Below are 13110 nucleotides of genomic sequence, written 5' to 3' on the forward strand. Positions count from 1 at the left end.
TGGAGGTATGCAACCCACGCGCAGCGTCCGTCCTTTCGAGGTCATCAGCGAGTATGAGCCCGCGGGCGATCAGCCGAAGGCCATCGCCGACCTGGCGGCGCGCATCAACGCGGGAGAGACCGACGTCGTGCTGCTCGGCGCGACCGGTACCGGAAAGTCCGCGACGACGGCGTGGTTGGTCGAGCAGGTGCAGCGCCCGACGCTCGTTCTCGCACACAACAAGACGCTCGCCGCACAGCTCGCGAACGAGTTCCGCGAGCTCATGCCGAACAACGCCGTCGAGTACTTCGTGTCGTACTACGACTACTACCAGCCCGAGGCCTACGTGCCCCAGACCGACACCTTCATCGAGAAGGACTCCTCGATCAACTCCGAGGTCGAGCGTCTGCGCCACTCCACGACGAACTCGCTGCTGAGCCGCCGCGACGTCATCGTCGTCTCGACCGTGTCCTGCATCTACGGACTCGGGGCTCCCGAAGAGTACCTGCGCGCCATGGTCGCCCTTCAGGTGGGGGAGCGCTACGACCGTGACGCCCTCATCCGCCAGTTCATCGCGATGCAGTACAACCGCAATGACGTCGACTTCTCGCGAGGCAACTTCCGGGTGCGCGGCGACACCATCGAGATCATCCCCGTCTACGAAGAGCATGCGATCCGCATCGAGCTGTTCGGCGACGAGATCGAGGCTCTGTATTCGCTCCACCCGCTCACAGGAGAGGTCATCGAGAAGCTCGACGCCGTGCCGATCTTCCCCGCCTCGCACTACGTGGCCGGCACCGATGTCATCCAGCGTTCGATCGGCACCATCGAGACCGAGCTGGAAGAGCGCCTGGCCGAGTTCGAGCGGCAGGGCAAGCTCCTCGAGGCTCAGCGTCTGCGCATGCGCACCACTTTCGACCTCGAGATGCTGCAGCAGTTGGGCTTCTGCTCCGGCATCGAGAACTACTCGCGCCATATGGATGGACGCGCGCCCGGCGAGCCGCCGCACACCCTGCTCGACTTCTTCCCCGACGACTTCCTGCTGGTGATCGACGAGTCGCACGTGACCGTCCCGCAGATCGGTGCGATGTACGAGGGCGATGCATCGCGCAAGCGCACACTCGTCGACCACGGGTTCCGGCTGCCGAGCGCCATGGACAACCGCCCGCTGCGCTGGGACGAATTCAAGAACCGCATCGGTCAGACCGTCTACCTGTCCGCCACTCCCGGCAAGTACGAGATGGGCATCGCCGATGGCATCGTCGAGCAGATCATCCGCCCGACCGGTCTCGTCGACCCGGAGATCGTGGTGAAGCCGTCGAAGGGGCAGATCGACGACCTGCTCGAGGAGATCAGGGTACGGGTCGAGCGCGACGAGCGCGTCCTCGTCACGACTCTCACCAAGAAGATGGCTGAGGAGCTCACCGACTTCCTCGGTGAGCACGGGGTGCGGGTGCGCTATCTGCACTCCGACGTCGACACCCTGCGTCGCGTCGAGCTGCTCAGCGAGCTGCGCGCCGGCGTGTACGACGTCCTCGTGGGCATCAACCTCCTGCGTGAGGGACTCGACCTTCCCGAGGTCTCCCTCGTCGCGATCCTCGACGCCGACAAGGAGGGGTTCCTGCGTTCGGGGACCTCGCTGATCCAGACCATCGGTCGTGCGGCCCGAAACGTGTCCGGCGAGGTGCACATGTACGCCGACAAGATGACCGACTCGATGACGAAGGCGATCGAGGAGACCGACCGGCGTCGCGAGAAGCAGGTCGCGTACAACAAAGAGCACGGCATCGACCCGCAGCCGCTCCGCAAGCGCATCGCCGACATCACCGAGGTGCTGGCGCGTGAGGGTGCCGACACGGCAGAGATGTTGTCCGGTCGCGGTCGCGCCACCGGCAAGGGCAAGTCGCCCACGCCGAACCTGCGCCGCACGGGCATCGCGGCCGAGGGGGCGCAGCAGCTCGAAGCCACGATCCAGGATCTGTCCGATCAGATGCTCGCGGCAGCGGCCGAGTTGAAGTTCGAGCTCGCCGGGCGCCTGCGTGACGAAGTGCAGGACCTCAAGAAAGAGCTCCGTGCCATGGAGCGCGCCGGGCACGCGTAGGAGGCTGGCTGATGGACGCTGCGGGGAACGAACTCGCCGATCGGGTGCGTGCGTTGCTGGGCGTGGACACCGAGATCGAAGAGCGTCGGATGTTCGGTACCAGGGCGTTCCTCGACGACGGCCGCATCCTCGTCGGCGCGCGTCCGGGTGGCGTCCTTCTGGTGCGCGTCGATGACGAGAACGGTGCCGCGCTGCTCACGGAGCCCGGAGCAGCGCGGGCCGTCATGGGTGCGCGCACGATGAGCTCCGGCTGGCTCGACGTGGCGGCCGGGGCCATCGAGGACGACACCGCGCTCATGTTCTGGCTCGACGTCGCTCGGGAGTCGACGGGTTCGGCGAACGAGGCTCCCGAAGAGAACTGACGCGACGGGCGGGACCGTCGCCAAGGTCGAGGCCGCTACGGGCAGTGCACCAGGGTCTTCGGCCCGGTGCGGTCGATCTCGTGCTCCGTCATCGGTGCGCCGCAGAGAGGGCAGGCGCGCTCGGCGCGCTCTGCGGCGCTCGGGGGCGGAGTCTTCTCGTAGGGGCCGACGGATGCGGGTCCCGCGAACCGGATGAGGTTCGTGTTCACCCAGGAATACAGCCCTCCGGCGTCGCGGATGCGAGTACGGAGGGGCGGGCGATCGGAATCCTGTGCCATGTTCATTAGTGTACTAACTATTAGTGCAGATGTATAGTCTCCCTTGTGACAGCATCCGATGACCTGCTCCGGCTCGAGAACCAGCTCTGCTTCGCCCTGGTGACCGCGGCGCGCAACGTCGTCGCCCTGTACCGTCCCATCCTCGAGCCGCTGGGCCTGACTCATCCCCAATACCTCGTGATGCTGGCACTGTGGGAGCGGTCGCCGCGGACTCTCAACGACCTGGCGATCGATCTCGCCATGGAGCCGGCGACGGCTTCGCCGCTCGTGAAGAGGCTGGAGACGGAGGGGTTGGTCGTGCGTCAGCGCAGCAGCGAGGACGAGCGGCGCCTGGAGATCACGCTCACGCCGGCGGGAACGGCGTTGCGTGACCGGGCGGTCGACGTTCCGCACCAGGTCATGGCGGCGGTCGGCATGGGCGTCGACGAGATCGCGGCGCTTCGGGACGGTCTCGGACCTTTCGCGGGGCGTCGTCCTGACCTCGGCTGACGCGTCGTGCGCCCACGGCTCGCGGGAATCGACGACCACGAGGTGGGGGAGCAGCCCCCTAGGGTGGAGGCATGTCGCGCCCCGAGTCCTCGATCCCGGGGAGGGAGCGTGCCGGGACAGACCGGCCGCGGGGGCTTCTGCTCCCGCTGATCGCGATAGCCGGCTTCTTCGCGACGATCATGTTCGCTGCCTCGGCACAGGGCCTTCCGCAGTTCGGAGGATGGTTCACCGCTACCGAGGAACGGGCAGGTGACGACGTCCTGCCGACGGCGCCGACGGAGACCGCGCCACCGCCGTTCGATCCCCCTGAGGATTCGCCGTTGCTCGCGATCATCGGCTACGTCCTCGCGGCGGTCGTCGTCGCCGTCGTGCTCGCGATGGTGTACCTCGGTCTTCGACTCCTGATCCGCTACCTCGTGGGTCTCTGGCGTGACCGTCCGCTCGCGCGTCGCGAGGCGGCGCGGGTCGATGCCCGGGTCGTCATCGCACCCGCGGCCCACGTCGAACCGGACGAGGCGACGATCCAGCGTGGAATCGCGGAGGCGCTGAGGACGATCGACGGTCGGCCTCTCCCCGGCGACAGCATCGTGGCGGCGTGGGTGGGCCTGGAGGAATCGGCGGCGGATGCCGGCGCCGGCCGCGGCGTCAACGAGACGCCGTCGGAGTTCACCGTTCGCATCATCGGCCGACGTGCGGGGATCGCCGACGATGTCGTCGCCCTGCTGGGCCTCTACGAACAGGTGCGCTTCGGCGGGCACGACGCCGACGAGCGCGATCGGGCCCGAGCCGCCGAGTGCCTCCGCGGCATCCAGAAGGGCTGGCGATGAGGAGACGGATCCTGGTCCTGGGCGTCGGTGCCGCCGTCGCTGTGATCGTCCTGCTCCTGCTCGGTCAGGTGGGCTTTCCGGTTCCGTTCGTCTTCGCCTGGATGATCCTCGCCATCGCGGTGGTGTGCGCCTGCCGACAGGAGTTCATCGAGGTCGGGCCTGTCTGGCCCCCCGAGAAGCCGAGCCGCAAGACGCGCGGCTCGGAGGTATCCCGCATGGCCTGGGCGATCAACACGCGCACGGGAGTCGCCGGGCACGTCGTCGTGCGCCGGGTGCAGAGCGTGTTGAGAAGACGACTCGCCCTGCGTGGACTCGACCTCGACGATCCCACGCATCACGCGCGCATCGACGCGCTGCTCGGCGGGGGAGTGCGCGACGCCCTGCACGGTCGTGAAGTGCGGAGCACCGACATCGAGATCGTGCTCGACGCGATCGAACGAATCCCGAATGACACGGAGGAGACCGGATGAGCAGCCAGGAGACCACGCAGATCGCCGCCACGGGGCGTCGAGTGCTCGACAGCGTACGCGGCGCCGTCGTCGGGATGGACGAGCCCCTCACGATCGCCCTCGCTGCGATCCTCGCGGGTGGCCACGTGCTCTTCGAAGACGTTCCGGGGTTGGGGAAGACTCTCGCGGCGAGGAGCCTGGCGTCCGCGCTCGGCCTCGGTTTCCGTCGCCTGCAGTGCACGCCGGACATGCTCCCGGGCGACGTCACCGGCTCCTATGTGTATGCACCGGCCTCCGGTGAGTTCGTGTTCCGACCCGGCCCCATCTTCACCGGCCTGCTCCTGGCCGATGAGGTGAACCGCACCACTCCCAAGACCCAGTCGGCGATGTTGGAGGCGATGGCCGAGCATCAGGTCACCGTCGAGGGCAACAGCTTCGCCCTACCGCGTCCGTTCCACGTGATCGCGACCTCGAATCCGATCGAGTACGAGGGCACGTACGCGCTTCCCGAGGCGCAGCTCGACCGGTTCATGGTGCGGCTCGCCGTCGGATACCCCGGGCCGGACGATGAGACGCGCATCATCCTCGACCGCGTACGCCGACAGAGCCCCGATGCGTTCGTCGATCCGGTCATCGACGAACGGGGGCTCCTCGCGATCCAGGCAGCCGTCGAGAGGATCCACGTCGATGCCGATGTCGCCCGGTACTGCGTGGAGCTCACGAGGTCGACGCGGGATGCGACGCATGTCGCGGTCGGCGCCTCGCCGCGCGGATCGCAGGCTCTCGTCCTGCTCGGCCGCGCACTCGCGGTTCTGGACGGTCGCGATTACGTGCGGCCGGACGACATCAAGCGCATCGCGGAACCCGTGCTCGCGCACCGGCTGACCCTGACGCCGCAGGCCTGGGCGCAAGGAGTGGATCCCCGGTCCGTCGTGGCGACGGTGGTCGAGGCCACGCCGGTGCCGCCGACCGTGGCCGCGGTGCGATGACCGAGCAGGTCCGTGTCACGGCACGTGCCCCCGTGCACTGGAGTCGGACGCCCGTGATCGCGATCGGACTCGCCGGCTCGACGATCCTCGCTGCCGTAGGGCTCGTCTTCTCGCGACCCGACGTGATCGGCATCGGGCTTCCGCTCGCGCTCGCGACGGCATGGATGCTGCTGCGTCGGCCCGGTGACGATGTGCTGTCGATCGAGCTGCGTGCACGTCCGGAGCGCTCGGACGGCTCATCGGAGGTCATCGCCGCGGCAGATGCGGTCCTCGACGGCGGCTGGCTCCAGATCGCGGTCGATCAGGAGGAGCAGCGGTCGGGGGTCGCCGACGTGAAGGTCGGGAGCTCCGTCCTCACGTCGCGCAACCGCCTGCAGCACTCCGGTCCTCTGGAGCTGCTCGGAGTGACCGTGCGCGGGGTCGCTCTCGACGGCGCGTGGGTCACCGAGGCTGCTCCTCGCGTCGCACTGGGGTGGAACACACCGCCGCGGCATGTCCGGATCGGGCGTCTCCCGGTCGCGCCGCGATTGAGGGGTCTGCACGGTGCCCATGAGGGATCGCGGCCCGGCCAGGGCGGAGACTTCCGTGACATCCATCCGTTCGCCCCCGGCGACGAACTGCGCCGCGTCGACTGGCGGGCGACCGCGCGCGCCGCTCGCCGACCGGGTGAACTGCTCGTGCGACGCACTGCCACCCTCAGCGATTCCTCGGTGGTGATCGCGGTCGACACCGCGGAGGATCTCGGGACCGTCGTCGCCGCCTGGGGAGCGGACGATGCCGACCGGGCAGGCGTCACCTCGCTGGACCTCGCGCGGGAGGCCGCGCTGTCCATCGCCACTTCGGCGGTCGGCGTCGGTGATCGGGTGGCGTACCACGCGCTGTCGCCCGGAGGTCTCAGCCTTCCCTCCGGTGGAGGTGCTCGTCATCTCGCGCGGGTGCGGGACGTGATCGCGGCGACGAGTCAGAGTGACGAGGACTCCCGGTACCGCCGGTCGCCGGTCGTGTCTGCGGGATCCATCGTCTTCGTGCTCTCCACGTTCTTCGACGGTGTCGCCGCCCAGCTCGCCATCCGTTGGCGGGCGGCGGGGCACGCCGTGGTCGCCGTCGACGTGCTCCCGGCTCCGGACGAGAGCCGGCTCAGCCGTGAGCAGCGCATCGCGCTCCGGACCCTGCTCGCGGAACGCGCGGACATCCTCGTCGAGCTCCGGCATGCCGGCGTAGAGGTCGTCGCGTGGACGGATCAGGACGTCGACGTCGCGATGCGGCTCGCGGCGCTCCGTCAGCAGCGGATGCGGACGGTGCGGCGGTGAGACGCGGTCTCCGTTCGTTCCGGGTGCGGGCGGCTGTGCCCGGCGTCACGGTGCGGCTCCTGCTCGTCGCGATGGTGTGGGCAGGGGCGGTCGTGCTCGTTCCATTCCCGTTGTGGCAGGGCGTGGCGGTGATCGCCGCGGTCCTCGCTGTCGTGCTCCCGCGGTCCCTGGCGGCGTGGTTCGCGGCGGCGTGCCTGGTGTTCGGAGTCCTCCTGACCCCACCCGATCCGGGACGCACAGCCCTCGCCGTCCTGCTCGTCCACGCGATCCACGTGCTCGCATCGTTGAGCCTCGTGATCCCGATCTCCTCGCGTGTCGCCCTCGCCGTCCTGGGGCCGAGCCTGTCGCGCTTCTGCATCATCCAGCTGCTGGCGCAGCCCGTCGTCCTCGCGGCATGGTTGCTGGCGCCGTCGAACGTCGAGCAGGGGATCACGGCGCTCGCCCCGCTCGCCGCAGTGATGCTCGTGCTCGGTGTCGGGCTGGCACTGAGAGCCGTCCGGAGCTCGGATGTGCCGCGGCCGGCACGATCGGCGGGAGAGGAATCGGTCGCCGAGCGTCCTCGCGGAGCCAATGTCCGTGGCCCCTCGTAGACTTGTTCGGTGCCCATCGTCCCCGTTGCCTCCTCCGGAAAACTCAGTGTCCGCGGTGCCCGCGTCCACAACCTCAAGAACGTCGACATCGACATTCCCCGCGACTCCCTCGTCGTGTTCACCGGCCTGTCCGGATCGGGGAAGTCCAGCCTCGCGTTCGACACGATCTTCGCCGAGGGGCAGCGTCGCTACGTCGAATCGCTGAGCGCGTACGCGCGCCAGTTCCTCGGCCAGGTCGACCGACCGGACGTCGATTTCATCGAGGGCCTCAGCCCTGCCGTCTCGATCGACCAGAAGTCGACCAACCGCAACCCGCGATCGACCGTCGGCACGATCACCGAGATCTACGACTACATGCGCCTGCTCTGGGCGCGTATCGGTATTCCGCATTGTCCTGAATGCGGCGAACGCATCCAGCGTCAGACGGTGCAGCAGATCGCCGATCAGTTGATGGAGCTCCCCGAGCGCACGCGCTATCAGGTCGTCGCGCCGATCGTCTCGCAGAAGAAGGGCGAGTTCGTCGACCTGTTCCGCGAGCTCGGTGCCAAGGGATACTCGAGGGCCATCGTCGACGGCGACCTCATCCAGCTCGCCGAGCCGCCCACGCTGAAGAAGAGCTACAAGCACGACATCGCGGTGGTGGTCGACCGTCTGGTCGCGTCCGACGACATCCTCGGGCGCGTCACAGATTCGGTCGAGACCGCGCTCGGGCTCGCGGGCGGCGTGGTGCAGATCAACTACGTCGACGGCGAGGGCGACGACGCGTGGCAGACCTTCTCCGAGAAGCTGGCCTGCCCGAACGGGCACGCCCTCACTCTCACCGAGATCGAACCGCGCACGTTCTCGTTCAATGCGCCGTTCGGCGCCTGCCCTGCATGCTCGGGGCTCGGCACGCGCATGTCCGTCGACGTCGATCTGATGCTCGGCGACGAAGACCTCTCGATCCGCGAGGGCGTCATCATCCCGTGGACGACTCAGGGAAAGGGCCTGTTCCAGTACTACGAGCGTCTGCTCGAAGGTCTTTCCAATGATCTCGACTTCTCCTTGGACACCCCCTGGCGTGAACTCCACTCCGACGTGCAAAACGCCGTGCTGCGCGGCGAGAACTACAAGGTCTCCGTCAAGTGGAAGAACCGCTACGGCCGCGAGATGCGGTACACCTCCGGTTTCGAGGGTGTGGTTCCGTACATCGAGCGGCAGTACCTGCAGGCCGAGTCCGACAACCAGCGCAACCGCTGGGGTGAGTACCTCCGCGAGGTGCCCTGCCCGGTGTGCGATGGCAACCGGCTCAAGCCCGAGGTCCTGGCCGTGCAGGTGCACGGTCATTCCATCGCCGAGGTCTCGCATCTGAGCCTCGCCGACGCGCGCGCTTTCATGGAGACCCTCACCCTCACCGATCGTGAAGCGAAGATCGCGGCCCAGGTGCTCCGCGAGATCCGCCTCCGCCTCGACTTCCTTCTGCAGGTCGGTCTCTCGTACCTGAACCTCAGCCGTTCGGCGGGCTCCCTCTCCGGTGGAGAGGCGCAGCGCATCCGGCTGGCGACGCAGATCGGCTCGGGGCTGACCGGCGTGCTCTACGTGCTCGATGAGCCGTCGATCGGACTGCACCAGCGCGACAACCGCCGCCTGATCGAGACGCTGCTCACCCTGCGCGACCTCGGCAACACCCTGATCGTGGTGGAGCACGATGAAGAGACCATCGAGGCGGCGGACTGGGTCGTCGACATCGGTCCCGGTGCCGGAGTCAACGGTGGCGAGGTCGTGCATTCGGGCCCGTATTCGGCGCTGCTCAATGACAGCGCATCGATGACGGGGGAGTACCTCTCCGGTCGCCGCGAGATCCCGATGCCGACGAAGCGGCGGAAGATCGACAAGAAGCGGATGCTCAGTGTGGTCGGGGCCCGTGCGAACAACCTCCGCAACGTCACCGCCGACTTCCCGCTCGGCGTCCTGACCGCGGTCACGGGGGTCAGCGGCTCCGGCAAGTCGTCGCTCGTCAACGACATCCTCTACCAGGTGCTGGCGTCGCGCTTGAACGGTGCACGCACCGTTCCAGGCAAGCACACGCGGGTGACCGGGCTCGACAACCTCGACAAGGTCGTGCACGTCGATCAGGCACCGATCGGCCGCACCCCGCGATCGAACCCGGCCACCTACACGGGGGTGTTCGACCGCATCCGCACGCTTTTCAGTGAGACACCGGAAGCGAAGGTCCGTGGATACCAGCCCGGCCGATTCAGTTTCAACGTCAAGGGCGGCCGATGCGAGGCATGTTCCGGTGACGGCACGATCAAGATCGAGATGAACTTCCTGCCCGACGTGTACGTCGACTGCGAGGTCTGCCACGGCAAGCGTTACAACCGCGACACGCTCGCCGTGCACTACAAGGGCAAGAACATCGCCGAAGTGCTCGAGATGCCGATCGAGGAGGCAGCCGATTTCTTCGAGCCCATCCAGGCGATCCACCGCTACATGAAGACGCTCGTCGACGTCGGGCTCGGGTACGTGCGGCTGGGCCAGTCGGCGACGACGCTCTCCGGCGGCGAGGCGCAGCGCGTCAAGCTGGCGACCGAGCTCCAGCGTCGCAGCAACGGGCGCAGCATCTACGTGCTCGATGAGCCGACCACGGGTCTGCACTTCGAAGACGTCCGCAAGCTCCTCGAGGTGCTCAACGGCCTGGTCGACAAGGGCAACACGGTGATCGTCATCGAGCACAACCTCGACGTGATCAAGTCGGCGGACTGGGTGATCGACCTCGGACCTGAAGGCGGTTCCGGCGGTGGCCAGATCGTCGCCACGGGTACCCCGGAGCAGATCGCCCGCGTCGAGGCGAGCCACACCGGGCTGTTCCTCGGCGAGATCCTGGGTGAGGGGCGCTCCGCGCGGAAGGCCAGCTGATGGCCGATGTGCTGTCGTACAAGCCGAGGCCGGGGGAGATTCCCACCGACCCCGGCGTGTACCGCTTCCGCGACTCTGCCGGCCGTGTGCTCTATGTGGGCAAGGCGAAGAACCTGCGTCAGCGTCTGTCGAACTACTTCGCACCTTTGCGCACGCTGCATGAGCGCACCCGTCGTATGGTCACCACCGCCTCGTCCGTCGAGTGGACGGTGGTCCCCACCGATGTCGATTCGCTGCAGCTCGAATACATGTGGATCAAGGAGTTCGATCCGCCCTTCAACGTGCGTTACAAGGACGACAAGTCCTACCCGTTCATGGCCGTGACTCTCGCGGACGAAGCACCCCGAGTGATCGTCACCCGCAACCGCAAGATCCCCGGCGCACGGTACTTCGGTCCGTTCCCGAAGGTCTGGGCGGTGCACGAGACCATCGACCTGATGATCAAGGCCTTCCCGATCCGCACGTGCAGCGACTCCAGCTACCGGCGTGCCATGCAGACAGGCCGTCCGTGCTTTCCCGGGCAGATCGGCAAGTGCGGGGGCCCCTGCTCGATGACAGTGAGCATCGAGGAGCACCGTGCCATGGTCGACGACTTCGTCGCCTTCATGGCAGGTGGCGATGAGCGTTTCACCCGCGAGCTCACGAAACGGATGCTGGCGGCATCCGCGGCGATGGACTATGAAGCAGCGGCCAAGTACCGTGACAAGCTCTCGGCGATCGAAGCCGTGCTGGGCAAGAGCGCACTGGTCCTCCCCAGCGACGAGGACGCCGATCTGTTCGGGATCGCGGAAGACGAACTCGCCGCCGCAGTCCAGCACTTCGTGATCCGTGGTGGCAGGGTGCGTGGTGTGCGCGCCCTGACCATCGAGAAGGAGATCGACATCTCCAGCGGCGAGCTCGTCGAGCAGGTGCTGCAGCAGGCCTACGGAGAGGCGCAGGACGTTCCGCGTCGGATCCTGGTTCCGACACTGCCCGATGACGCCGCGGAACTCGAGGTGTGGCTGCGTGAGCGCCGCGGCAAGAAGGTCGAGATCGCGGTCGCGCAGCGCGGCCAGCGTGCCGACCTCATGCGGACCGCCACGCTCAACGCGCAGCAGGCACTGATCCGGCACAAGACGCGACGCACGACCGACTATGTCGCTCGAACCCAGGCGCTGACCGACCTGCAGGAGGCGCTCGGCATGGACGAAGCGCCGCTGCGCATCGAGTGCTTCGACATCTCCCACCTCGGTGGCACGAATGTCGTCGCGTCGATGGTGGTGTTCGAAGACGGGCTTCCCCGTAAAGACCAGTACCGGTCGTTCAACATCGCCGAGACGACCGATGACACCGATTCCATGTACCAGGTGCTCCGTCGCCGTCTGGCCTACCTCGATCGTCCCGAAGAGCCCGAGGCCATCGACCCCACGACCGACGAGGTCGTGGCGGAAGACGTCGGGGAGGCGACGGTGCGACGCAAGCCCCGATTCGCCTATCCGCCGCAGCTGCTCCTCGTCGATGGGGGACAGCCGCAGGTGGAGGCCGCGGCCCGAGCGCTCCGCGACGCCGGGCACACCGAGATCGCGGTCTGCGGCATCGCCAAGCGTCTCGAGGAGGTCTGGCTCCCCGGAGAGGACTTCCCCGTGATCCTGCCCCGTACGAGCGAAGCCCTGTACCTTCTGCAGCGCCTGCGCGACGAGGCGCACCGGTTCGCGATCACGCATCAGCGCAAGAGGCGGCGCAACGACATCGGCTCGGTGCTCGCCGAGGTACCGGGACTCGGGGCCTCCCGCATCAAGGTGCTGCTCAAGCACTTCGGTTCGGTGACCGCTCTCCGCGCCGCCGAGCCGGAACAGATCGAGGAAGTCCAGGGAATCGGTCCCGTGCTCGCTCAGAACATCCACACGCACCTGTCCACTCGCTAGGCTGGAGGCCGAGGGGGAGAGGGAGCACTGAGCAATGAATGACGGGGAGAAGGGCGAGTTCCTCATCGTCACGGGAATGTCCGGCGCAGGTCGGACGACGGTGGCGAACGCACTCGAGGATCTCGGCTGGTACGTCGTCGACAACCTGCCCCCGCAGATCCTGCGTCCGCTGCTCGATCTGACCGATATGGGCGGCACTGCTCTGCCGAAGGTCGCGGCGGTCGTCGATGTGCGCGGACGCAACCTCTTCGACGACTTCCCCGGGGTGGCGCGCGCACTGCGCTCCCGCGGTTCCGTTCGCGTGCTCTTCCTCGACGCGTCCGACGACGTCCTGGTGCGTCGGTTCGAGTCCGTGCGGAGACCGCACCCTCTGCAGGGCGAAGGCACACTGCTCGACGGCATCCGCATCGAGCGCGCCCGGCTCGCGCCGATCCGCGAAGCGGCCGACCTGGTGATCGACACGTCGACGCTCAACATCCACCAGCTCGCCACCCAGGTCTCCGACATCTTCTCCGAGGAGGGGGAGGCGCGACACCGGGTCACGCTGCTCAGCTTCGGGTTCAAGTACGGCCTGCCGACGGATGTCGACATCGTCGCGGACATGCGATTCCTGCCGAACCCGTTCTGGAACGAGGAGCTGCGGGGTCTGACGGGGAAGGACGAGACTGTTCGCGAGTACGTGCTCTCCCGGGATGGCGCGATGGAATTCCTGGACGCCTACTCCGCGGCGCTGGTGCCGGTGCTCGAGGGATATCAGCGCGAGAACAAGAGTCACTCGACGATCGCGATCGGCTGCACGGGGGGAAAGCACCGCTCCGTCGCCATGTCGGAGGAGCTGTCGCGCCGCCTCGCCGCGATCCCGGGCGTCGCCGTGAACGTCCGTCACCGGGACCTGGGCCGAGAGTAGCGGGCCGTCCGGCCGAGTAAGCTGGAC

12 protein-coding genes are annotated in these 13110 nt (G+C 67.5%); 11 read left to right on the top strand and 1 reads right to left on the bottom strand.

Annotated features, from left to right (window positions below; all coding sequences use genetic code 11):
• Nucleotides 1-7 precede the first annotated feature (7 nt).
• Together uvrB and GZ64_RS0101940 are read left to right on the top strand one after the other, a co-directional pair.
• Entirely contained in the window at nt 8-2080 is a 2073-nt protein-coding gene (uvrB, locus tag GZ64_RS0101935) for an excinuclease ABC subunit UvrB (protein WP_021201530.1), read from the top strand.
• Between the two features lie 11 nt (nt 2081-2091).
• On the top strand, nt 2092-2442 hold the full coding sequence (locus tag GZ64_RS0101940) for a TfoX/Sxy family protein (protein WP_021201529.1): 351 nt from the start codon (nt 2092-2094) through the stop codon (nt 2440-2442).
• 35 nt (nt 2443-2477) lie between these two features.
• On the opposite strand, the gene GZ64_RS0101945 is transcribed toward GZ64_RS0101940, so the two are convergent.
• Complete coding sequence (locus GZ64_RS0101945) at nt 2478-2720, bottom strand: hypothetical protein (protein ID WP_172889137.1); 243 nt, start codon at nt 2718-2720, stop codon at nt 2478-2480.
• 45 nt (nt 2721-2765) lie between these two features.
• Here GZ64_RS0101945 and GZ64_RS0101950 point away from each other — a divergent pair, with 45 nt between their 5' ends.
• From GZ64_RS0101950 to rapZ, 9 genes are all read left to right on the top strand, one after another.
• On the top strand, nt 2766-3209 hold the full coding sequence (locus tag GZ64_RS0101950; RefSeq protein WP_021201527.1) for a MarR family winged helix-turn-helix transcriptional regulator: 444 nt from the start codon (nt 2766-2768) through the stop codon (nt 3207-3209).
• Nucleotides 3210-3280: 71 nt separating this feature from the next.
• Nucleotides 3281-4036, top strand: coding sequence for a DUF4129 domain-containing protein (locus GZ64_RS0101955; RefSeq protein WP_029264944.1), 756 nt, complete (start codon nt 3281-3283; stop codon nt 4034-4036).
• Nucleotides 4033-4506: a hypothetical protein gene (locus tag GZ64_RS0101960; protein WP_231479807.1), complete on the top strand. Its 474-nt coding sequence runs from the start codon at nt 4033-4035 to the stop codon at nt 4504-4506. The genes GZ64_RS0101955 and GZ64_RS0101960 overlap by 4 nt, the downstream gene beginning before the upstream one ends.
• The gene (locus GZ64_RS0101965; RefSeq protein WP_029264947.1) at nt 4503-5474 is read left to right on the top strand and encodes an AAA family ATPase; all 972 of its coding nucleotides are present in this window, start codon (nt 4503-4505) and stop codon (nt 5472-5474) included. Before GZ64_RS0101960 ends, GZ64_RS0101965 begins: the two co-directional genes overlap by 4 nt.
• The gene (locus GZ64_RS0101970) at nt 5471-6784 is read left to right on the top strand and encodes a DUF58 domain-containing protein (protein WP_029264948.1); all 1314 of its coding nucleotides are present in this window, start codon (nt 5471-5473) and stop codon (nt 6782-6784) included. The genes GZ64_RS0101965 and GZ64_RS0101970 overlap by 4 nt, the downstream gene beginning before the upstream one ends.
• The gene (locus tag GZ64_RS0101975) at nt 6781-7374 is read left to right on the top strand and encodes a hypothetical protein (RefSeq protein WP_029264949.1); all 594 of its coding nucleotides are present in this window, start codon (nt 6781-6783) and stop codon (nt 7372-7374) included. The genes GZ64_RS0101970 and GZ64_RS0101975 overlap by 4 nt, the downstream gene beginning before the upstream one ends.
• A gap of 9 nt (nt 7375-7383) precedes the next feature.
• Nucleotides 7384-10272 carry an excinuclease ABC subunit UvrA gene (gene uvrA / locus GZ64_RS0101980; protein ID WP_021201521.1) on the top strand — a complete coding sequence of 963 codons (2889 nt, stop codon included), beginning with the start codon at nt 7384-7386 and terminating at the stop codon, nt 10270-10272.
• The gene (uvrC, locus tag GZ64_RS0101985; RefSeq protein WP_029258309.1) at nt 10272-12176 is read left to right on the top strand and encodes an excinuclease ABC subunit UvrC; all 1905 of its coding nucleotides are present in this window, start codon (nt 10272-10274) and stop codon (nt 12174-12176) included. The genes uvrA and uvrC overlap by 1 nt, the downstream gene beginning before the upstream one ends.
• A 34-nt stretch (nt 12177-12210) precedes the next feature.
• Nucleotides 12211-13083, top strand: a complete 873-nt coding sequence (gene rapZ, locus GZ64_RS0101990) for an RNase adapter RapZ (protein WP_029258308.1) — start codon at nt 12211-12213, stop codon at nt 13081-13083.
• Nucleotides 13084-13110: the final 27 nt, after the last annotated feature.

Source organism: Microbacterium sp. Cr-K32 (assembly GCF_000708345.1).
GTDB lineage: Bacteria > Actinomycetota > Actinomycetes > Actinomycetales > Microbacteriaceae > Microbacterium > Microbacterium maritypicum_A.